This is a genomic window from Streptomyces sp. Da 82-17 (assembly GCF_046098215.1).
Lineage (GTDB): Bacteria > Actinomycetota > Actinomycetes > Streptomycetales > Streptomycetaceae > Streptomyces.
On sequence record NZ_JBJURH010000028.1, the window covers coordinates 68,059 to 88,436 of the forward strand.

The 20,378-nt window shown below is 71.7% G+C and carries 15 protein-coding genes and 3 pseudogenes; 7 read left to right on the plus strand and 11 right to left on the minus strand.

Going from position 1 to position 20,378, the window contains the following annotated elements; translation table 11 throughout:
- Positions 1-810: pseudogene (locus ACIDOF_RS33710) on the minus strand (ATP/GTP-binding protein); the annotation flags it as partial.
- Between the two features lie 295 nt (positions 811-1,105).
- On the opposite strand from ACIDOF_RS33710, the gene gabT reads away from it, so the two are divergent.
- Positions 1,106-2,440: a 4-aminobutyrate--2-oxoglutarate transaminase gene (gene gabT, locus ACIDOF_RS33715; RefSeq protein WP_409010017.1), complete on the plus strand. Its 1,335-nt coding sequence runs from the start codon at positions 1,106-1,108 to the stop codon at positions 2,438-2,440.
- A gap of 374 nt (positions 2,441-2,814) precedes the next feature.
- On the plus strand, positions 2,815-3,420 hold the full coding sequence (locus ACIDOF_RS33720; protein WP_409010018.1) for a phosphatase PAP2 family protein: 606 nt from the start codon (positions 2,815-2,817) through the stop codon (positions 3,418-3,420).
- Positions 3,421-3,424: 4 nt separating this feature from the next.
- Here the strand turns inward: ACIDOF_RS33720 and ACIDOF_RS33725 are convergent.
- The 8 genes and pseudogenes from ACIDOF_RS33725 to ACIDOF_RS33760 form a co-directional block, all read right to left on the minus strand.
- Positions 3,425-4,438, minus strand: a pseudogene (locus ACIDOF_RS33725) (chitinase); the annotation flags it as partial.
- Positions 4,439-4,655: 217 nt separating this feature from the next.
- On the minus strand, positions 4,656-5,132 hold the full coding sequence (locus ACIDOF_RS33730) for a hypothetical protein (protein WP_409010019.1): 477 nt from the start codon (positions 5,130-5,132) through the stop codon (positions 4,656-4,658).
- A 150-nt stretch (positions 5,133-5,282) separates the two neighbouring features.
- Positions 5,283-6,707 carry an NAD(P)/FAD-dependent oxidoreductase gene (locus tag ACIDOF_RS33735; RefSeq protein ID WP_409010020.1) on the minus strand — a complete coding sequence of 475 codons (1,425 nt, stop codon included), beginning with the start codon at positions 6,705-6,707 and terminating at the stop codon, positions 5,283-5,285.
- Positions 6,708-6,750: 43 nt separating this feature from the next.
- The gene (locus tag ACIDOF_RS33740) at positions 6,751-7,551 is read right to left on the minus strand and encodes an ABC transporter permease (protein WP_409010021.1); all 801 of its coding nucleotides are present in this window, start codon (positions 7,549-7,551) and stop codon (positions 6,751-6,753) included.
- Positions 7,551-8,474 (minus strand): ABC transporter permease, encoded by a 924-nt coding sequence (locus ACIDOF_RS33745; protein WP_409010022.1) that lies wholly within the window; start codon positions 8,472-8,474, stop codon positions 7,551-7,553. Before ACIDOF_RS33745 ends, ACIDOF_RS33740 begins: the two co-directional genes overlap by 1 nt.
- Positions 8,471-9,625 (minus strand): ABC transporter ATP-binding protein, encoded by a 1,155-nt coding sequence (locus ACIDOF_RS33750; protein WP_409010023.1) that lies wholly within the window; start codon positions 9,623-9,625, stop codon positions 8,471-8,473. Before ACIDOF_RS33750 ends, ACIDOF_RS33745 begins: the two co-directional genes overlap by 4 nt.
- Before the next feature lie 51 nt (positions 9,626-9,676).
- On the minus strand, positions 9,677-10,924 hold the full coding sequence (locus tag ACIDOF_RS33755) for a spermidine/putrescine ABC transporter substrate-binding protein (protein ID WP_409010024.1): 1,248 nt from the start codon (positions 10,922-10,924) through the stop codon (positions 9,677-9,679).
- Between the two features lie 93 nt (positions 10,925-11,017).
- A complete protein-coding gene (locus tag ACIDOF_RS33760) occupies positions 11,018-12,601 on the minus strand; it encodes a gamma-aminobutyraldehyde dehydrogenase (RefSeq protein ID WP_409010025.1) in 1,584 nt (527 codons plus the stop codon).
- Positions 12,602-12,779: 178 nt separating this feature from the next.
- Between ACIDOF_RS33760 and ACIDOF_RS33765 the strand changes: the two genes are divergently transcribed.
- Positions 12,780-13,394, plus strand: a complete 615-nt coding sequence (locus tag ACIDOF_RS33765) for an NADAR family protein (RefSeq protein WP_409010026.1) — start codon at positions 12,780-12,782, stop codon at positions 13,392-13,394.
- 177 nt (positions 13,395-13,571) lie between these two features.
- On the opposite strand, the gene ACIDOF_RS33770 is transcribed toward ACIDOF_RS33765, so the two are convergent.
- Positions 13,572-14,444 carry a DUF4190 domain-containing protein gene (locus ACIDOF_RS33770; RefSeq protein ID WP_409010027.1) on the minus strand — a complete coding sequence of 291 codons (873 nt, stop codon included), beginning with the start codon at positions 14,442-14,444 and terminating at the stop codon, positions 13,572-13,574.
- Between the two features lie 96 nt (positions 14,445-14,540).
- Here ACIDOF_RS33770 and ACIDOF_RS33775 point away from each other — a divergent pair.
- The 4 genes and pseudogenes from ACIDOF_RS33775 (at position 14,541) to ACIDOF_RS33790 (ending at position 18,780) form a co-directional block, all read left to right on the plus strand.
- A pseudogene (locus ACIDOF_RS33775) lies at positions 14,541-15,615 on the plus strand (adenosine deaminase).
- A gap of 76 nt (positions 15,616-15,691) precedes the next feature.
- Positions 15,692-16,381 (plus strand): glycerophosphodiester phosphodiesterase, encoded by a 690-nt coding sequence (locus ACIDOF_RS33780; RefSeq protein WP_409010028.1) that lies wholly within the window; start codon positions 15,692-15,694, stop codon positions 16,379-16,381.
- Between the two features lie 196 nt (positions 16,382-16,577).
- Entirely contained in the window at positions 16,578-17,777 is a 1,200-nt protein-coding gene (locus ACIDOF_RS33785; protein ID WP_409010029.1) for a serine hydrolase domain-containing protein, read from the plus strand.
- A gap of 67 nt (positions 17,778-17,844) precedes the next feature.
- Entirely contained in the window at positions 17,845-18,780 is a 936-nt protein-coding gene (locus ACIDOF_RS33790) for an ADP-ribosylglycohydrolase family protein (protein ID WP_409010030.1), read from the plus strand.
- A 118-nt stretch (positions 18,781-18,898) separates the two neighbouring features.
- Here the strand turns inward: ACIDOF_RS33790 and ACIDOF_RS33795 are convergent, their stop codons facing one another.
- Entirely contained in the window at positions 18,899-20,335 is a 1,437-nt protein-coding gene (locus tag ACIDOF_RS33795; RefSeq protein WP_409010031.1) for a gamma-aminobutyraldehyde dehydrogenase, read from the minus strand.
- Positions 20,336-20,378: the final 43 nt, after the last annotated feature.

Below are 20,378 nucleotides of genomic sequence, written 5' to 3' on the forward strand. Positions count from 1 at the left end.
GGCGGGGGCGGCGGGCTTGGCGGGCGCCGGGGACTTCGGGCGGTTCCGGAGCGCGCCCCACCAGCCGCCGACCCGCGCGAACGGCCACAGGACGGCGAGGGTGATCAGCGCGTACAGGGCGTACGTGACGACGGGGCTGACCGTGAACACCTCGTACCCGCCGGCGATCAGGGCGAGCAGCGAGAGCACCGGCGTGACGACGGGCAGGGGCTCCAGGCCGAGGCCGAGGGCGTCCGGCCAGACGAGGGCGAGGACTCCGACGGCGGCGACGGCGGCGATCAGCGCGCGGGAGGGCTGCGGCCGGCCCGTCACGAAGTACCGGACGGATTCCTTCCAGGTGCTGAGCCGGACGACCGCGGCGACGACGAGGCCGAACACGACGCCGCCGTAGACGATCAGCGCGTTCTGGCCCTGCCAGCCGAGCGGCTGGATCGTCCCCTCGTGCCACCAGTCCGACGGGGTGAACGCCTTCACCGGCAGCCACAGGTACGGCAGGCTGCCGTTCTGCAGCAGCGACCAGAGCACCAGGCCGAGCAGCGTCGGGATCACCATGCCGCGCACCAGGCGCCGCTTGAGCTCCCGGCCGTCCTGCTCGGGCCCCCGCGGCCGGTACCCGAACCGCCAGATGCCCGGCTCGGCCTCGGGCCGGGGCTCGGCGAGCCACGCGGCGACCGGGGACTCGGGCGCACCCGGCGGCTTGCGCGGCAGCGGCGGAGCGGCGGGCGGCGCCGTGGGCGGTGGGGACGCGGGCGCCGCGGGTGCGGGCCGCCGCCCCGAGTCGTGTCCCTCGTACGTGCCCTCGCGGTCCATGACCCAGTGCCCCCTGCTGCCTCTGCCTCGCCCGGCCTGCCGACCCCGCCCGACCTGCCGGTCGACGGGTGCGTTCCGGGCTCAATCTAGTAGGCGCGGCAGGCCCGTTCGGCGTTCCCCGGCCATCGGGACGGGTGCGTCCGCAGCCCGCGGGCGGCCACCCGCCATGTCCGCCGCGGACAAGGCCGCCGTCCTACTTCTCCCATCCGGAACATGCCCACTCCCCCCGACCACGCCTAGCCTGCGGAAAAGAGCAACGTCCGAAACACCCCCACATTCGCCCCGGGAGCCCCTTATGTCCGCCATTCCGCAGGAGCGTCGTCTCGTCACCGCGATCCCCGGCCCCAAGTCGCAGGAGCTGCAGGCCCGCCGCACGTCGGTGGTGGCCGGCGGCGTGGGCTCCGTCCTGCCGGTGTTCACCGCGCGCGCGGGCGGCGGCGTCATCGAGGACGTCGACGGCAACCGTCTGATCGACTTCGGCTCCGGCATCGCCGTGACCTCCGTCGGCGCCTCCGCCGAGGCCGTCGTGCGCCGCGCGAGCGCCCAGCTGGCCGACTTCACGCACACCTGCTTCATGGTGACGCCGTACGAGGGGTACGTGGAGGTCGCCGAGGCCCTCGCCGAGCTGACGCCGGGCGACCACGCGAAGAAGTCCGCGCTGTTCAACTCCGGCGCCGAGGCCGTCGAGAACGCGGTGAAGATCGCCCGCGCGTACACCAAGCGCCAGGCCGTCGTCGTCTTCGACCACGGCTACCACGGCCGCACCAACCTGACGATGGCGCTGACCGCCAAGAACATGCCGTACAAGCACGGCTTCGGCCCGTTCGCGCCCGAGGTCTACCGCGTGCCGGTGGCGTACGGCTACCGCTGGCCGACCGGCCCGGAGAACTGCGGCCCCGAGGCCGCCGCGCAGGCCATCGACCAGATCACCAAGCAGATCGGCGCCGAGAACGTCGCCGCGATCATCATCGAGCCGGTGCTCGGCGAGGGCGGCTTCATCGAGCCGGCCAAGGGCTTCCTGCCCGAGATCGTGAAGTTCGCCAACGACAACGGCATCGTGTTCGTCGCGGACGAGATCCAGTCCGGCTTCTGCCGTACCGGCCAGTGGTTCGCCTGCGAGGACGAGGGCATCGTCCCGGACCTGATCACCACCGCCAAGGGCATCGCCGGCGGTCTGCCGCTGGCCGCCGTCACCGGCCGCGCCGAGATCATGGACGCCGCGCACGCGGGCGGCCTCGGCGGCACCTACGGCGGCAACCCGGTGGCCTGCGCCGGTGCGCTCGGCTCGATCGAGACGATGAAGGAGCTCGACCTCCCGGCCAAGGCCAAGCGGATCGAAGAGATCATGAAGTCCCGCCTGGCGGCCATGCAGGAGAAGTACGAGATCATCGGCGACATCCGCGGCCGCGGCGCGATGATCGCGATCGAGCTGGTCAAGGACCCGGCGACGAAGGAGCCGAACCCGGAGGCCGCCGGCGCGCTCGCCAAGGCCTGCCACGCCGAGGGCGTCCTCGTCCTCACCTGCGGCACCTACGGCAACGTCCTGCGCTTCCTGCCGCCGCTGGTCATCGGCGAGGACCTGCTGAACGAGGGCCTGGACGTCATCGAGCAGTCCTTCGCGCAGATCTGACGCTCGGGTCCGAGCACGTGCGGCCGACGGGCGCGGCAGAGCCTGTGAAGAAGCTGTGGGAGGCGGGTGGCGGGATGACCGACCACCTGTCGCCGCCGCTCCCGTCTGCCGTACGTTCTACGCAGATGAGAGAAACACCCCGCTCACAGGCGACTGTGGGCGACACCGGGACGGAGCATCCCCAGCTTCGCGCCGGACGTGCCCTCGCGCACACCACCGGAGAGTCTGACTCCGGAACTCCTCACCGATCGGACGGCCGCCCGCCCCAAACCCCCCGGGGCGAGCGGCACACCGGTCCCCACGGCCGTCCCGGAACCACCCCCCCTGTTCCGGGGCGGCCGACCCCTTTCCCGCAACTCCTCGCCGCGCTGGCCGTGTCGGGCCTGGCCTTCGCCCTGTTCAGCCAGCAGATCGCCGCCTCGGGTCCGCTGCGCGCCGCCGACGAACGGTTCGCGCACCTCGTACGGCACAGCCGCTTCCCCGACGGCGCCGCCGAACTCCTCGCCGACCTGGGCAACATGACGGTCGCGCCCGTCGCCCTCGCCGTGGCCGCCGCGTACGCCGCGGTGTGCGCCCGGCGGGCCGGTGCGCGGCGCTGGTGGGCGGGGCCGCTGTGCGCGGCGCTCGCGCTCGCCGCCGTACCGCTGCTCGTCGCGCCGCTCAAGGCGCTCTTCGACCGGCCCGGCCCGCCCGGCACGGACGGCTCCGGCGGCTTCTACCCCTCGGGCCACGCCGCCACGGCGATCGTCGCGTACGGGGCCGCCGCCCTGCTTCTGCTGCCGTGGCTGCGGGGTGCGCAGTGGCGGCGCGAACTGGCCGTCGGCACCGGCCTGTTGGTGGCCGCCGTCGGCTACGGACTGGTGCGCCGCGGCTATCACTGGCCGCTCGACGTGTTCGGCAGCTGGCTCCTCGGCGGCATGCTCCTCATCGCCCTGACCCTCGCGACAAGACGGCTCACGCGGACAACCGGGGAGCCCTGACCCTTCAGCCGAAGTAGGCGTCGAAGTTCTTCGAGAACTCCTCGCCGCTGTGCCGGTCCCAGTTGATCGACCAGGCCATCAGTCCGCGCAGCCCCGGCCAGGTGCCGTGGGTCTCGTACGTCCCGCAGCTCGTGCCCTTCGTCAGGCAGTCGAGGGCCTTGTTCACCTCGGTCGTGGAGACGTGGCCGTTGCCCGCGTTCACCGAGGCCGGCATGCCGATGGCGACCTTCTCCGGCGGCAGGGCGGGGAACACGTTCGCCGGGTCGCCCGCGACGGGGAAGCCGGTGAGCAGCATGTCGGTCATGGCGATGTGGAAGTCGGCGCCGCCCATGGTGTGGTACTGCCCGTCGAGGCCCATGATCGGCCCCGAGTTGTAGTCCTGGACGTGCAGCAGCGTCAGCTCGTCCCGCAGGGCGTGGATCACCGGCAGGTACGCGCCCGCCCGCGGATCCTGGCCGCCCCACTTGCCGGTGCCGTAGTACTGGTGGCCGAGCTGCACGAAGAAGGTCTCCGGGGCCATGGTGAGCGTGAAGCCGTCCCCGTAACGGGACTTGAGGGTCTTCAGGGCGGAGATCAGGTGGACGATCACCGGGGTCTTCGGGTTCCTGAAGTCGGTGTCGTCGGCGTCGAGGGAGAGGGAGTGGCCCTCGAAGTCGATGTCGACGCCGTCGAGTCCGTACTCGTCGATGATCGCGGAGACCGAGGAGACGAAGGCGTCCCGGGCGGCGGCGGTGGTCAGGCGGACCTGGCCGTTCTGGCCGCCGATGGAGATCAGCACCTTCTTGCCGGCCGCCTGCTTGGCCTTGACCGCGGCCTTGAACTCCGCCTCGCTCTCCACGTTCGGGCACTCGGTCTTCGGGCACAGCTCGAAGCGGATGTCGCCGGACGTGGGCGAGGTGGGTTCGCCGAAGGCGAGGTCGATGACGTCCCAGCTGTCGGGTACGTCGGCGAGCCGGGTGTACCCGGAGCCGTTGGCGAAGCTCGCGTGCAGATAGCCGACGAGGGCGTGCTCGGGCAGCGCCTGCGCGGCGCTCGTACGTCCGGCGGCGGGCGCCGCATCGGCCGCGGGGGCGGCCGACGTCGTCGTCGTTCCGGCCGCGGCGAGGGCCACGGCCGCGCACACGGCGACGAGTGCGGGGCGTACGCGAGATCGGGAGCGGTCCACAACTGCCTCCGGGCATGGGGGAATTGGAGGGAATGGAACGCCGCCAATCTGGTCCAGACCAATGCGGCTGTCAAGACGTCCGGCCCCCGCTCTCGCCCCCGCCTCTCGCCAACTGCGCCGCCGCCTCGTGCATCGCGAGTTCCAGCAGCGCCGGATCGTTGAGCGTGCCCGAGCCGTCCGGCGGGACCAGCCAGCGCACCCCGCCGGTCGCCCGGCCCGGGTACGGCACGACGATCCAGGTGCCCTCGCCCGCGCCCCGTACGCCCGTGCCGATCCAGCGGGTCACCGTGCCGGCGGGCACGAAGAAGCCCATCCGGGCGTCACCGAAGTCGGCGAGGACGGGGCCGGGACGGTCGATGCAACGGTTCAGCACGTCCAGCGTCGGATAGCCGAGCTCCCCCGGCAGGATCAGGACGTCCCAGAGCTTGCCCGCCGGGAGCAGCGCCACCCCCAGGGGGTTGCGTTCCCACTCCCAGCGGCAGGCCTCGGGGTTCGGTGCCACCGAGACCAGCCACTCCACTGCCGACTTCGCCCCCGCACCAGTCATGGCAGGGCCTCCCTCTCATTCGAGCGCATTGCGTTTCACGAGAGAGAGGCCCTGGGGCCGCAGCCATTACGCGGGTTCCGAAAATTAGTTGAGAAAAGTTCCGAGGCTGACTACCAGCAGGTCGATGCACCCCGGTACGCCGGATTCGCCCTAGCTGTCGAAGCCCAGGCCCACCTTGTCCAGGGTGCGCAGCCACAGGTTGCGGTGGCCGCCGTGGCTGTCGGCGCGGGCGAGGGACCACTTGGTGAGTCCGATCCCGGCCCACTTGAACGGCTCCGGCGGGAACGGCAGCGGCTTCGTGCGGACCATCTCCAGGGACGTGCGCTCGGTGCGCTCGCCCGCCAGCAGGTCGAGCATCACGTCCGCGCCGAACCGGGTGGCGCCCACGCCGAGCCCGGTGTAGCCCGCCGCGTACGCGACCTTGCCGCGGTGCGCCGTGCCGAAGAACGCCGAGAAGCGGGAACACGTGTCAATGGCGCCGCCCCAGGCGTGGCTGAAGCGCACCCCGGCCAACTGCGGGAAGCAGTCGAAGAAGTGGCCGGCGAGCCGTGCGTACGTCTCGGGCCGCTGGTCCAGCTCCGGGCTGAGCTTGCCGCCGTACGGATAGATCGCGTCGTAGCCGCCCCAGAGGATGCGGTGGTCGGCGGTGAGCCGGAAGTAGTGGAACTGGTTGGCCGAGTCGCCGAGGCCCTGGCGGCCCTGCCAGCCGATCGTGGCGAGCTGGTCCGCGGTGAGCGGCTCGGTGGTCAGGACGTAGTCGTAGACCGGGACCGTGAACGGGCGGATCCGCTTGACCAGGGACGGGAAGACGTTCGTGGCGAGCGCGACCTGGCGGGCCAGGACCCGGCCGTACGGGGTGCGCACGGCCATGCCCGCGCCGCGGGCGGCGAGCGTGGTGGCCGGGGTGTTCTCGTAGATCCGGACGCCGAGGGCGAGGCAGGCGCGCTTCAGGCCCCAGCCCAGCTTGGCCGGGTTCAGCATGGCGACGCCGTTGCGGTCCCACAGCCCGCCCAGGAACGTCGGCGAGTCGACCTGCGCGCGGACCGCGTCCCGGTCGAGGAGTTCGACGCCGTCGGCGAGGCCGAGGCGGCTCATCTCGCCGTGCAGCTCGGCGAGTTCCTCGACCTGGTGGGGCGCGGTGGCCACGTCGATCTCGCCGCTGCGCTCGAAGTCGCAGTCGATGCCGTGCCGGTCGAGCGCCGCCTCGATCCCGTCGAGGTTGCGGGCGCCGAGCTCCTCCAGCTTCGCGAGTTCGCCGGGCCAGCGGGCCAGGCCGTTGCCGAAGCCGTGGGTGAGGGATGCCGCGCAGAAGCCGCCGTTGCGGCCGGAGGCGGCCCAGGCCGCCTCCCGCGCCTCGATCAGCACGACGTCCCGGTCGGGGTCGCGCTCCTTGGCGTTCAGGGCGGTCCACAGTCCGCTGTAGCCGCCCCCGACGACGAGCAGGTCGCACTGCTCGCCGCCGGTGAGGGCCGGTTCGGCGGCCGGCCTCCCCGGGTCGTCGAGCCAGTACGGGACCGGCTTGACGCCCGCGAGGGTGTCCAGGACTTCTGCACTGCTCATGGCACCTGGGGCCATGGCTTCCAACTCCCTTGAGAACTACGTGAGTTGTCCGCGCGGTCTACACGGACTGTTTCTTGCGCCGGTTGCCGATCAGCATTCCGGCCAGGACGCAGATCACGGCCACGGCGAACATCGCCGTACCGATGACGTTGATCTGCACGGGGGTGCCGCGCTGCGCCGAGCCCCAGACGAACATCGGGAAGGTCACGGTCGAGCCGGCGTTGAAGTTGGTGATGATGAAGTCGTCGAAGGAGAGCGCGAACGCGAGCAGCGCGCCCGCCGCGATCCCGGGCGCCGCGATCGGCAGCGTCACCCGTACGAAGGTCTGCACGGGCCCCGCGTACAGGTCGCGGGCGGCCTCCTCCAGGCGCGGGTCCATCGACATCACGCGGGCCTTGACCGCCGTCACGACGAAGCTCAGGCAGAACATGATGTGCGCGATGAGGATGGTCCAGAAGCCCAGCTGCGCGCCCATGTTGAGGAAGAGCGTGAGCAGCGAGGCGGCCATGACGACCTCGGGCATGGCCATCGGCAGGAAGATCAGCGAGTTGATCGCGCCGCGCGCCCGGAAGCGGTAGCGGACCAGGGCGAACGCGATCATCGTGCCGAGCGCGGTCGCGCCGAGCGTGGCCCACAGCGCGATCTGCAACGACAGCGCGAGCGAGCCGCACAGGTCGGCGACGCCGCAGGGGTCGCGCCAGGCGTGCGTGGAGAACTCCTGCCAGGCGTAGTTGAAGCGGCCCTTGGGCTTGTTGAAGGAGAAGACCAGCACGACGAGGTTCGGCAGGATCAGGAAGCCGAGCGTCAACAGGCCCGCGAGGACGACGAGATGGCGCCGTATCCACAGAAGCACAGCCATCAGACCAGGTCCTCCGTCCCGGACTTGCGGATGTAGAAGGTGACCATCAGCAGGATCGCCGCCATGAGGATGAAGGAGAGCGCGGCCGCCGTCGGGTAGTCGAGGACGGTGAGGAACTGCGACTGGATGACGTTGCCGACCATCTTCTCGCTGGTGGAGCCGAGGAGTTGGGCGTTGACGTAGTCGCCGCTCGCCGGGATGAAGGTGAGCAGCGTGCCGGAGACGACGCCCGGCATGGACAGCGGGAACGTCACCCGCCGGAACGTGGTGGCGGGCTTGGCGTACAGGTCGCCGGCCGCCTCGTGCAGGCGCGGGTCGATCCGCTCCAGGGAGGTGTACAGCGGCAGGATCATGAACGGCAGGAAGTTGTACGTGAGTCCGCAGACCACGGCGAGCGGGGTGGCGAGCACCCGGTCGCCCTCGGTCATGCCGAGCCAGCTCGTGACGTCCAGGACGTGCAGCGAGTTGAGGATCCCGACCAGCGGTCCGCCGTCGGCGAGGATCGTCTTCCAGGCGAGGGTGCGGATCAGGAAGCTGGTGAAGAACGGCGCGATCACCAGGATGAGCAGCAGGTTCCGCCAGCGGCCCGCGCGGAACGCGATCAGGTACGCGAGCGGATAGCCGAGCAGCAGGCAGAAGACCGTGGCGAGGCCCGCGTACAGGATCGACGTGAGGAACTGCGGCCAGTACTCGGCGAGCGCGTTCCAGTAGGTCGCGAAGTGCCAGGTGACCTTGTACCCGGCCTCCAGCGACCCGGTCTGCACGGAGGTCGAGGCCTGGTAGACCATCGGCAGCGCGAAGAACACGAACAGCCACAGGATGCCGGGCAGCAGCAGCCAGTACGGGGTGAGCTTGCGGCGTCTGCGGGCCTTGGTCGGCGTGGGTTCGGGGGCGGCGGGCGGCGCCTCGGTGAGCGTCGTCATACGGCGGCCTCTTCCACTGTCTCCACGCCCGCGTCGATGGCCTGCGCGGCGTCCAGGCCGAAGGTGTGCTCCGGGTTCCAGTGCAGGACGACCTCGGCGCCGGGGGCGAGGCGGCCGTCGCGCTCCACGTTCTGCACGTACACCTCCAGGCCCTCGCAGACCGGGGAGTCGATGACGTACTGCGTGGAGACGCCGATGAAACTCGTGGCGGTCACGCGGCCGGTGAGGCGGTTGCGGCCGTCGGCGATCTCCCTCGCGTCGTCGGCGTGCGCGAGCGAGATCTTCTCCGGGCGGATGCCGACGAGCACCTTGCCGCCGGTGTTCTTCGGCGCGGAACATCGGGCCGCGGGCAGGGTCAGCTTGTCGTCGCCCGCCTTGAGCGCGAGCGTGTCGCCGCTCGACGCGGCGATCTCGGCCTCGATCAGGTTGGAGCTGCCGAGGAAGTTGGCGACGAACGTGGTCTGCGGGTTCTCGTACAGGTCGGCGGGGGCGCCGAGTTGCTCGACCCGGCCCCCGTTCATCACGGCGACCTGGTCGGCCATCGTCATGGCCTCCTCCTGGTCGTGCGTGACGTGCACGAACGTGATGCCGACCTCGGTCTGGATGCGCTTCAGCTCCAGCTGCATCTGGCGGCGCAGCTTGAGGTCGAGGGCGCCGAGCGGCTCGTCGAGGAGCAGCACGCGCGGGTGGTTGATCAGGGCGCGGGCCACGGCGACGCGCTGCTGCTGGCCGCCGGAGAGCTGGTGCGGCTTGTGCTTCGCCTTGTCGCCGAGCTGGACGAGGTCGAGCATCTCGCCGACCTGCTTCTTCACCGACTTGATGCCGCGCCGGCGCAGACCGAAGGCGACGTTCTCGTAGATGTCGAGGTGCGGGAAGAGCGCGTACGACTGGAAGACGGTGTTCACCGGGCGCTTGTGCGGGGCGAGTCCGGTGACGTCCTGCTCGCCGAGGTGGACCGTGCCGGTGGTCGGGTCCTCAAGTCCCGCGATCATGCGCAGGGTTGTGGTCTTGCCGCAGCCGGAGGCGCCGAGGAGGGCGAAGAAGGAGCCCTCGGGGATGGTCAGGTCGAGCGGGTGCACGGCGGTGAACGAGCCGTAGGTCTTGCTGATCCCGGAGAGGCGGACGTCGCCGCGCGTCGTGTCGTCAGTCATGGTTCCTGCCGAAGGGTCGAAGGGCCGGTTCAAGGGCCGGTGGCGGAGCGCTCAGGCGCCGGTGAGCTGGGCGAACTTGGCCTCGTACGCGGTCTCCTCCTTGGGGGAGAGCGCGCGGAAGTTGTTCGACTTCTCGGCCATCTTCTTGTCCGGGACGATCAGCGGGTCGTTCGCCGCCTCCTCCGAGATCTTGGCGAGCTCGTCCTTCACGCCGTCGACCGGGCAGACGTAGTTGATCCAGGCGGCGAGCTCGGCGGCGATCGCGGGCTGGTAGTAGTGGTCGATCAGCCGCTCGGCGTTCTCCTTGTGCCGCGCCTTGTTGGGGACGAGCAGCACGTCGGTGCCGGTGAGGTAGCCGCTGTCGGGGATGTGGAACCGGACGTCCGGGTTGTCGGCCTGGAGCTGTACGACGTCTCCGGCCCAGGCGAGGCAGGCCGCGAGGTCGCCCTTGGTGAGGTCGGAGGTGTAGTCGTTGCCGGTGAAGCGGCGGATCTGGCGCTTGTCGACGGCCTTCTGCAGCCGGGCGGCGGCCGCGTCGAAGTCGTCGGTGGTGAACTTCGCCGGGTCCTTGCCCATGTCGAGCATCGTCATGCCCATGGTGTCGCGCATCTCGGAGAGCACGCCGACCTTGCCCTTGAGCTTCGGGTCGTCGAGCAGCTGCGACACGGAGGTGACCTCCCGGCCGCCGGTGGCCTTCACGTTGTACGCGACGACCACGGAGATGCCGGCCCACGGGTAGGTGTAGGCCCGGCCCGGGTCCCACTCCACGTCGCGGAACTGCGGGGCCAGGTTGGCGTACGCGTTCGGCAGGTTGGCCGGGTCGAGCTTCTGCGCCCAGCCGAAGCGGATGAGCCGGGCGGCGAGCCAGTCGGTGACGCAGATCAGGTCGCGGCCGGTGTCCTGGCCGGCGGCGAGCTGCGGTTTGATCTTGCCGAAGAACTCGTTGTTGTCGTTGACGTCCTCGGCGTACTTGACCTTGATGCCGGTCCGCCGGGTGAACTTCTCCAGGGTCGGACGGCGGTTCTTGTCGTTCTCGTCGACGTCCATGTACTCGGTCCAGTTGGAGAAGCTGACCGTCTTCTCCTTGTCCGAGAAGTCCTCGGACGCGCCGCCCTCGGTGCGGGCCGCGGGCGGGATGCCGCAGCCGGCGAGCGTGCCGAGACCGCCGACGGCGAGCGCGCCACCGCCGCCGGCGCGCAGCAGCGAACGGCGGGACAGCGCGGCCCTGCCGTTGCTCATGCTCCGCCGTATCGCGGCGAGTTGAGGCGGGGACAGGCGGTCGGACTCGAACTGATCCATACGCGGGGACCTTTCAGGAGGGCCTGATGCGGGGAGGGGGGCGCGGCGGCCGGAGGGGGAGGCCGGCCGCCGCGCGGGAGGGGGACGCGGTGGTCAGGCGCGGTCCCCGAAGACCGTACGGTGCCAGTCCTTGGCGGCGACCGCGGTGTTGTCGTACATCACGTGCTTGATCTGCGTGTACTCCTCGAAGGAGTACGCCGACATGTCCTTGCCGAAGCCGGAGGCCTTGTAGCCGCCGTGCGGCATCTCGCTGAGGATCGGGATGTGGTCGTTGATCCACACGCAGCCCGCCTTGATCGCCCGGGTGGCGAGCCCGGCACGGAACACGTCCCGTGTCCAGGCGGAGGCGGCGAGCCCGTACGGGGTGTCGTTGGCCAGGCGGATGCCCTCCTCGTCGGAGTCGAAGGGCAGCACGACGAGGACGGGCCCGAAGATCTCCGACTGCACGATCTCGCTGTCCTGCGCGGCGTCGGCGACGAGGGTGGGCCGGTAGTACGCGCCCTTGTCGAGGCCGTCATTCTTCGGGGCCTCGCCTCCGGTGACGATCCGGGCGTAGCCGCGGGCGCGGTCGACGAAGCCGGCGACGCGGTCGCGCTGGGCGTGCGAGATCAGCGGGCCGAGGTCGGTGGCCTCGTTGAAGGGGTCGCCGAGCCGGACGGTCGCCATCAGGTCGGCGACACCGCTCACGAACGCGTCGTAGAGCGGGCGTTGGACATAGGCGCGGGTGGCGGCGGTGCAGTCCTGGCCGGTGTTGATCAGGGCCCCGGCGACGGCACCGTGCACGGCGGCCTCCAGGTCGGCGTCGTCGAACACGACGAAGGGCGCCTTGCCGCCGAGTTCGAGGTGCAGTCGCTTGACCGTGCTCGTGGCGATCTCGGCGACCCGCTTGCCGACGGCGGTCGAGCCGGTGAACGACGTCATGGCGACGTCGGGGTGCCCGACGAGGTGCTCGCCGGCGTCCCGTCCGGCGCCGGAGACGATGTTCACGACCCCGTCCGGAATCCCCGCTTCCGTCGCGGCCTCGGCGAAAAGCAGCGAGGTGAACGGGGTGAGCTCGGCGGGCTTCAGGACGATCGTGTTGCCCGCGGCGACGGCCGGGAGGACCTTCCAGGCGGCCATCTGGAGGGGGTAGTTCCAGGGCGCGATGGACCCGACGACGCCGATCGGCTCACGGCGTACGTACGAGGTGTGGTCGGCGGAGTACTCCCCCGCCGACTGGCCCTGCAGGTGGCGGGCGGCGCCGGCGAAGAACGCGGCGTTGTCGACGGTGCCGGGCACGTCGAACTCCCGGCTGAGCTTGATCGGCTTGCCGCACTGCAGCGACTCGGCCCGCGCGAACTCCTCGGCCCGCTCGGCCAGGACGCCCGCGAAGCGGTGCAGGGCGTCGGAGCGCTCGCCCGGGGTGGCGCCGGACCACTCGGGGTAGGCGGCCGCGGCGGCGGACACGGCGGCGTCCACGTCGGCGGTGCCGGCCAGCTCGTAGTCGTACACCTCGGCGCCGGTGGCGGGGTCGACGACGGCGTGCCGACGGCCGGAGGTGCCGGAGGTCAGCCGGCCGGCGATGTACTGCGCGCCGTCCGCGAAGCGGTCGCGGGCGGGGAAGGGGGTGGGGTCGGTCTCGCTGGTGTTGCTGATGTTGCTGATGTCGCTGCTGATGTTGTTGCTGCTGTTGCCCATCAAGCGCTCTTCCGTAGCTCCAGCTCGAATTGACTGCTGATCCTGACAGAGGGGCCACTCATCGCCAAGGGATTCCGTTGTTTCCTTTTGGTTACGCGACGGAATCGGTCGACCCGGTGTCGAGTCCCCGAGGAAATCCAAGGACGCATTGTCAGTGGCGCCTGACAGACTCGCATGCATGAACGAGGGGACCCTGCGGGGAAACGTACGGGGCGACGTGTCGGGTGACGGGCAGGGCGAGCTGTTCGACGCGGCGCAGGAGCGGCTCCGCCTGGCTGAGCGGATCGCGCGCGGGGAGCGGGTCAAGTTCCTGCACTTCTGGGGGCACGCTCCGCGCAAGGACGGCCGGATCGGGGCGAGTTGCCTCAGCCAGTGGTGGCCGTCGGCGTTCACGGTGGACGGCGTGGAGTACGCGTCGGCGGAGCACTGGATGATGGCCGCCAAGGCCCGCCTCTTCGGGGACGCGGAGGCGGAGCGGCAGGTGCTGCGGGCGAGTTCTCCCGCGGCGGCGAAGAAGGCGGGCCGCCTGGTCCGCGGCTTCGACGAACAGCTGTGGGAGCGCGAGCGGTTCGGCATCGTCGTCGAGGGCAGCGTCCACAAGTTCACGGCGCACGACGAGCTGCGCGCCTTCCTGGTCGGCACGGGCGAGCGCGTCCTGGTCGAGGCCAGCCCCGTCGACCGCATCTGGGGCATAGGCCTGGCGGCGGACGACCCCCGGGCCGAGAACCCACTCGACTGGCGCGGCTCCAACCTCCTCGGCTTCGCCTTGATGGAGGCCCGCGGACGAGTGTGAGGCGAACGGGCGCCCCTCGGGGGCTCGGGGCGAAGCCCCGCCCCCAGGGGCGCGGGGAACTGCGCGACCAGCCACGACGGCGCGACAGGCAACAAACGGGCCCGGGGGCCGGAGTTCGCTGAACTCCGGCCCCCGGCAAGGGACTTGCACTGCGCACGAGCGCGCGCAGCGCGCGCCTCAACCGACCCGCTCGCCCACCACCCGGATCGCCGAAATCCCGTCGTACGGATTCGGATCGTCATGCGAGTCACTGGCGGCAGCGACGATCACGGCGATCAGGAACCCGAGCCCCAGCACCAGCCCGACGATCCCGCAGATCAACCCGGCAAGCGCCTGCCCAGGATTCGTCGCCTCGCCCCGGTTCGCCTTGGCCCGGCCGATCGCGCCGAAGATGATCGCGAGGATGCCGAGGATGATCGCCACCGGCCAGAGGCAGAAGATCGCCGCGGCGATGATGCCGAGCACCAGCGACGTCACGCCCATGCCGTTGCTCGGCTGCATCGGCATCTGCGACCAGCCGTACCCCGCCCCCGCAGCCGGGTATCCGGGATAGCCGGGGTGCCCCGCGACCTGCGCGTACGGCGACTGCCCCGGCCCCTCGGGCGACACCGGCGGCGGAGGCACTGACTCACCGCCCGTCGGGTAGCCGTACCCGGGCGCGGGCGCCTGCCACGGGTCGGCCGGAGCACCCGGCGCACCGGCGGGCCCCACACCCGGCATGGAGGCGACGGTCGCCTGGTCGTGCACCGAGCCCCCGTGCCCGGCGCCGTCCGCGGGCGGCGCCCACGGGTCGCGCGGCTCGGCGGCCGGCGCGGACTCCTTGCCGAACGACACCTGCGGCTTGGTGAGCGAGACGTCCGGAGCGGCAGCACCACCGGCCGGCGCGGACCCGGACGGCCCGGGCGCCTCGGGCGACTCGGTCGGCGCGGGCGACTCGGTCGGCGCGGGCGACTCGGCAGGCGCGGACGGCGCGGGCGCGCGGTCCTCCGGCGGCGCCCACGGGTCGCGCGACACGGGCTCGCCCGGGGTCTGCCGTGCTTCGTCGGACATGGGCGATCCCCTCATTCGTACGTTCCGTCATGCTAAGGCCCAGGACCCGCCGAGCGGGCGGGCTCCTACGATGATCCCCGATACACCGATCAGCCGATCACCCGCGCCCCCTGCGGCGCCATTCCTGGGGAGGAACCCCTTGTCCGATCTGCCCGCCTTCATCGCCGGTCTGCCCAAGGCCGAGCTCCACGTCCACCACGTCGGCTCCGCCTCCCCGCGCATCGTCGCCGAACTCGCCGCCCGGCACCCGGACTCCAAGGTCCCCACCGACCCTGAGGCGCTCGCCGACTACTTCACGTTCACCGACTTCGCGCACTTCATCGAGGTGTACCTGTCGGTGGTCGACCTGATCCGCACGCCCGAGGACGTCCGGCTGCTCACGTACGAGGTGGCCCGGGACATGGCCCGGCAGCAGATCCGGTACGCCGAGCTGACCATCACCCCGTTCAGCTCGACCCGGCGGGGCATCGGTGAGCGGGCCTTCATGGACGCGATCGAGGACGCCCGCAAGGCCGCCGAGGCCGAGTTCGGGACGGTGCTGCGCTGGTGCTTCGACATCCCCGGCGAGGCCGGACTCGAAGCCGCCGAGGAGACGACGCGGCTCGCGACCGACGACCGGCTGCGCCCCGAGGGCCTGGTGTCGTTCGGCCTCGGCGGACCCGAGATCGGCGTCCCCCGCCCGCAGTTCAAGCCGTACTTCGACCGCGCGATCGCCGCCGGCCTGCGCAGCGTGCCGCACGCGGGCGAGACCACCGGGCCGCAGACCGTCTGGGACGCACTGACCGAGCTGCGCGCCGAGCGCATCGGGCACGGCACGAGTTCCGCCCAGGACCCGGAGCTCCTTCGCCACCTCGCCGAGCACCGCATCCCGCTGGAGGTCTGCCCGACGTCGAACATCGCGACCCGCGCCGTGCTCGACCTGGACCAGCACCCGGTCAAGCAGATGGTCGCGGCCGGGGTGCCGGTCACCATCAACTCGGACGACCCGCCGATGTTCGGCACGGACCTCAACAACGAGTACGGCGTCGCCGCCCGCCTCCTCGACCTGGACGAGCGGGGCCTCGCCGAGCTCGCCAAGAACGCCGTCGCCGCGTCCTTCCTGGACGAGAGCGGCAAGGCGAAGCTCGCCGCGGAGATCGACACGTACACGTCCAACTGGCTGGCGCCGTAAGGGCCGGGGGCGCGCGGAAGCACCACAGGCCCATCCGGGCTCGCCCCGGTGATCACGACTGGTGAGAATGGAGCGCATGCAGACCCTCACCGTCGTGGCCCACCGGGGCGACCCGTACCGGGCCCGGGAGAACACCCTGCCCTCGCTGCGCTCCGCCTTCGCCGCGGGCGCCGACGCCGTGGAGATCGACGTACGGCTGACCCGCGACGGCGTGCCCGTGCTGCTGCACGACGAGACGCTCGAACGCCTCTGGGGCCACGACCGTCCGCTCGCACAGCTCTCCGCTGCGGAGGTGCGCGGCCTCAGCGGCGGCGGGGTGCCCACGCTCGCCGAGGCCCTCGCGGCCGTGCCCGACCGGCGGCTTTGGCTTGACCTGCCGGGCGCCTCGGCGCGGACGGTGCGCGCGGTCGTCGGCACGGTGCACGAGTGCGGCGCCGCCGACCGGGTCGCGTACTGCGCGGGCGCGCGGGCGATGCATCGGGTGCGGCAGGCCGACCCGGCGGCGGAGATCGCGCTGACCTGGGCCACGCTCGCGCCGGTGCGGCCCGGCGTACTCGACGAGGTGCGGCCCCGCTGGCTCAACTACCGCTTCGGGCTGCTGAGTTCGGAGCTCGTCGCGCGTATCCACAAGGACGGGCTGCTCGTCTCCGCGTGGACGCCGGACACCCGCCGCTCGATGCGGCGGCTGCTCGGGTACGGGGTGGACGGGATCACCACGAACCGCGTGGACGTCCTGACCGCGCTCCGCGACGCGGCCACCCTCTAGGCCGGGATGCGCAGGCCCGCCCCCGAACCGCCGGGCCCCTAGGGGGCGTACCCCGACAACACCCCTGCGGGCGAGGGCTGTTGAGCCGGGGACGGGCCAGGGTCGGGCCCCTCCTCGACGGCGATTCCGGGGCGGTCCCGGCTCAGCAGGATGAGGGCGTACCGCACCTCGACGCCCGCATCCCTGGAGCAGCCCGATGACACACCGGCCCACGCCCACCCCTGGTTCGCGCACCGCCCGCTCGCGCGCCGCCCTCGCCGCAGCGCTCGTACTCGCCTTCGCCGCCGGGCCGTTGAGCGCCCCGGCCCATGCGGACGCGCGTCCGGCCGCGCACGCCGCGAGCCGGGAGGCGGAAGCCCGGGGCGGGCAGGCCGAAGCCGACGGCCCGGACGTGGCCGCCCTGGAGAGAGCCCTGCGCGGACTGCCCGACGCGGCCGCGACCTCGGCCGAGATCCGGGTGGGAGGCCGCGGCAGCTGGTACGGGATCGCGGGGGTGCACGATGTGGAGACCGGCCGCAAGGCCCTTCGAAACGCCCGCTTCCGGGCGGGTTCGACGACCAAGGTGGTGACTGCGGCGGTCGTCCTCCAACTGGTCGCCGAGGGCCGGCTCGACCTCGACGGGACCGTGCAGGAGTACCTGCCCGGACTGCTCGGCGACGACTTCGGGCCCGTCACCGTACGGCAGTTGCTCAACTTCACGAGCGGGCTGCAGGGCGGGCGGACGTTCGGCGACACCGTCGACGAGGAGTTCCCGCACCGCTTCGAGACGCTGCCGCCCGAGGAGGTCGTCGCCACCGGGGTCGCCAAGGGCCCGCGGCACGCGCCGGGCGCGGAGCAGCACTACGGCAACATCCACTACCTCGTCCTGGCCATGCTGATCGAGAAGGTCACCGGCGACACGTACGAACACCAGGCGGAGACAAGGGTGTTCAAGCCCGTCGGCATGCGGCACACGTCCTTCCCCGTCGACCCGGACCCGACCGTCCACGGCCCGCACAACCGGGGGTACGAGGACATGGACGGCCGGCTCGTGGACGTCACGGAGTGGAACATGGCGGACCGCAAGGCTGCGGGCGACATGATCTCGACGACCGCCGACCTGGAGCGGCTGCTGTTCGCCGTGTTCCGCGGGGAACTCGTGCCCGAGCCGCAGCTGCGGGAGATGTTCACGGTGCCGGACGTACCGGGTGCGACGCGGAGCGCGAGCCTGGAGCGGTTCGTGGTCGACGGCCGGGTCGTCTGGGGCAAGACCGGCGCCCGCCCCGGCTACCACACGGTCGTCGCGGCCACCCGCGACCTGTCCCGTACGGTCGTCTACGCGGTGACCGCGACCGACGCGAAGGGCGACGGCCTCCGCCTGGCCCAGCGCTTCGCCTTCCCGGCGTTCAACCGCTGAGCGCACGGGCGGCCCTCGTACGAAAATCCCGGTGCCGTCGCCGGTACCGCCCGGCGATACTGCTGCGATGCCCGACCACCACCGCCCCGCACCGCTGCCGCCCAACTCCCCTCCCGCCGCGCTGGATTCGCTCTCCGGCCTCGCCTTCGGCGACGCGTTCGGGGACCGGTGGTTCGGCATCCTGCGGCGGGTGGGCCCGGCCGCCCTGGAGGCGCGCGTTCCGCCCCCGGAGCCGCTGTGGCGGTGGAGCGACGACACGGCCCAGGCGGTCGTCCTGTTCCAGGAGCTCGGCGACGGCGGCGGCGCCGTCGACCAGGACCGCTTCGCCCGCCGCCTCGCCGAGGCGTACGCGGCGGACCCGCACCGCGGCTACGGGGCGTCGATGCACGACGTGCTGCGCCGGATCGGCACGGGCGAGGACTGGCGCGAGGTGGTCGCGGGGCAGTTCGGCGGCCAGGGCTCGTGGGGCAACGGCGCGGCCATGCGCGTCGCACCGCTCGGCGCGTGGCTGGCCGACGACCTGGACACGGTCGCCGAGCAGGCAGCCCGGCAGAGCGAGGTGTCGCACCACCACCCGGAGGCGGTCGCCGGGGCGGTGGCCGTCGCCGTGGCCGCGGCCCTCGCGACCCGCAGCCGCGGCGGCACGGCCCCGGCGCGGCCGGAGTTCCTGCGGGCGGTGGCGGACCGACTGCCGGCCGGTGACGTCAGGTCCGGCGTACGGATCGCCGCCCGCATGCCGCAGCACACCTCGGTCCGGCACGCCGCGGAGGTCCTGGGCTCCGGGTACCGCATGTCGGGCCCCGACACCGTCCCGTACGCCCTGTGGTGCGCGGCCACACATCTCGACGACCTGCACGAGGGCCTGTGGCACACGGTCGCCGGCCGCGGCGACATCGACACCACCTGCGCCATCACCGGCGGAATCATCGCCGCCCGCACGGGCACGACCGCCCTCCCGCCCGCCTGGCACACGGCCCGCGAACCGCTGCCGGAGACCGGGTGAACCGGTGGCTCTCCGGGCTGAACGCCCGGCCGGCACACGGCCGCAGTCGACGCAAGCACCGCGGGCCATGGACACCGCCGTGTCCATGGCCCGCCGTGGTTCAGAACGCCTGCGGCACTCAGCCGAGGGACGTCATGACGTGCTTGACGCGCGTGTAGTCGTCGAAGCCGTACGCGGAGAGGTCCTTGCCGTAGCCGGACTTCTTGAAGCCGCCGTGCGGCATCTCGGCGACCAGCGGGATGTGGGTGTTGATCCACACGCAGCCGAAGTCGAGGACCTTGGACATGCGCATCGCGCGGGCGTGGTCCTTGGTCCACACCGAGGAGGCGAGGGCGTACTCGACGCCGTTCGCGTACTCGACGGCCTGGTCCTCGTCGCGGAACGACTGGACGGTGATGACCGGGCCGAAGACCTCGTTCTGGATGATCTCGTCGTCCTGCTTGAGGCCGGAGACGACGGTCGGGGCGTAGAAGTAGCCCTTGTCGCCGACGCGCTGGCCACCCGTCTCGACCTTGGCGTGCGCGGGCAGCCGGTCGATGAAGCCCTCGACCTGCGCGAGCTGGTTCGGGTTGTTCAGCGGGCCGTACAGGACGTCCTCGTCGTCGGGCATGCCGGTCTTGGTGTCGGCGGCGGCCTTGGCGAGGGCGGTGACGAACTCGTCGTGGATGGACTCGTGGACGAGGACGCGGGTGGCGGCCGTGCAGTCCTGGCCGGCGTTGAAGAAGCCCGCCTCGGAGATGCCGGCGACGGCGCCGGGGATGTCGGCGTCCTCGAAGACCACGACGGGCGCCTTGCCGCCGAGCTCCAGGTGGACCCGCTTGAGGTCCTTGGCGGCGGACTCGGCGACCTGCATGCCGGCGCGCACGGAGCCGGTGATGGAGGCCATCGCCGGGGTCTTGTGCTCGACCATCATGCGGCCGGTCTCGCGGTCGCCGGTGACGACGTTGAAGACGCCCTTCGGCACGATCGAGCCGATGATCTCGGCCATCAGGACGGTCGACGCGGGCGTCGTGTCCGAGGGCTTGAGGACGACGGTGTTGCCCGCGGCGAGCGCCGGGGCGAACTTCCAGACGGCCATCATCATCGGGTAGTTCCACGGCGCGACCTGCGCGCAGACGCCGATCGGCTCGCGGCGGATGATGGAGGTCAGGCCCTCCATGTACTCACCGGCGGAGCGGCCCTCCAGCATCCGGGCGGCGCCCGCGAAGAACCGGATCTGGTCGATCATCGCCGGGATCTCTTCGGTGCGGGTCAGCCCGACGGGCTTGCCGCAGTTCTCCGACTCGGCCGCGATGAGCTCCTCCTGGCGCTCCTCGAAGGCGTCGGCGATCTTGAGGAGCGCCTTCTGGCGCTCGGCGGGCACGAGGTCGCGCCAGGCCGGGAAGGCCTTCTCGGCGGCGGCCATGGCGGCGTCGACGTCCGCCTGGCCGGAGAGCGGGGCGGTGGCGTACGGCTCACCGGTAGCCGGGTTGACCACCTCGGTGGTCCGCCCGTCCGCGGCGTCCCGGAACTCTCCGTCGATGTAATTGCGCAGACGACGCAGCTCGGTGGTCACTGCGGCCTCCTAATCAGAGGGTTGGTCATGAGCGGTTCTGGCG

Coding starts and splice junctions, on each gene's coding strand:
- gabT (WP_409010017.1), top strand. CDS start 1,106: ATGTCCGCCATTCCGCAGGAGCGTCGTCTCGTCACCGCGATCCCCGGC.
- ACIDOF_RS33730 (WP_409010019.1), bottom strand. CDS start 5,132: ATGACTGGTGCGGGGGCGAAGTCGGCAGTGGAGTGGCTGGTCTCGGTG.
- ACIDOF_RS33735 (WP_409010020.1), bottom strand. CDS start 6,707: ATGGCCCCAGGTGCCATGAGCAGTGCAGAAGTCCTGGACACCCTCGCG.
- ACIDOF_RS33740 (WP_409010021.1), bottom strand. CDS start 7,551: ATGGCTGTGCTTCTGTGGATACGGCGCCATCTCGTCGTCCTCGCGGGC.
- ACIDOF_RS33745 (WP_409010022.1), bottom strand. CDS start 8,474: ATGACGACGCTCACCGAGGCGCCGCCCGCCGCCCCCGAACCCACGCCG.
- ACIDOF_RS33750 (WP_409010023.1), bottom strand. CDS start 9,625: ATGACTGACGACACGACGCGCGGCGACGTCCGCCTCTCCGGGATCAGC.
- ACIDOF_RS33755 (WP_409010024.1), bottom strand. CDS start 10,924: ATGGATCAGTTCGAGTCCGACCGCCTGTCCCCGCCTCAACTCGCCGCG.
- ACIDOF_RS33760 (WP_409010025.1), bottom strand. CDS start 12,601: ATGGGCAACAGCAGCAACAACATCAGCAGCGACATCAGCAACATCAGC.
- ACIDOF_RS33765 (WP_409010026.1), top strand. CDS start 12,780: ATGAACGAGGGGACCCTGCGGGGAAACGTACGGGGCGACGTGTCGGGT.
- ACIDOF_RS33770 (WP_409010027.1), bottom strand. CDS start 14,444: ATGTCCGACGAAGCACGGCAGACCCCGGGCGAGCCCGTGTCGCGCGAC.
- ACIDOF_RS33780 (WP_409010028.1), top strand. CDS start 15,692: ATGCAGACCCTCACCGTCGTGGCCCACCGGGGCGACCCGTACCGGGCC.
- ACIDOF_RS33785 (WP_409010029.1), top strand. CDS start 16,578: ATGACACACCGGCCCACGCCCACCCCTGGTTCGCGCACCGCCCGCTCG.
- ACIDOF_RS33790 (WP_409010030.1), top strand. CDS start 17,845: ATGCCCGACCACCACCGCCCCGCACCGCTGCCGCCCAACTCCCCTCCC.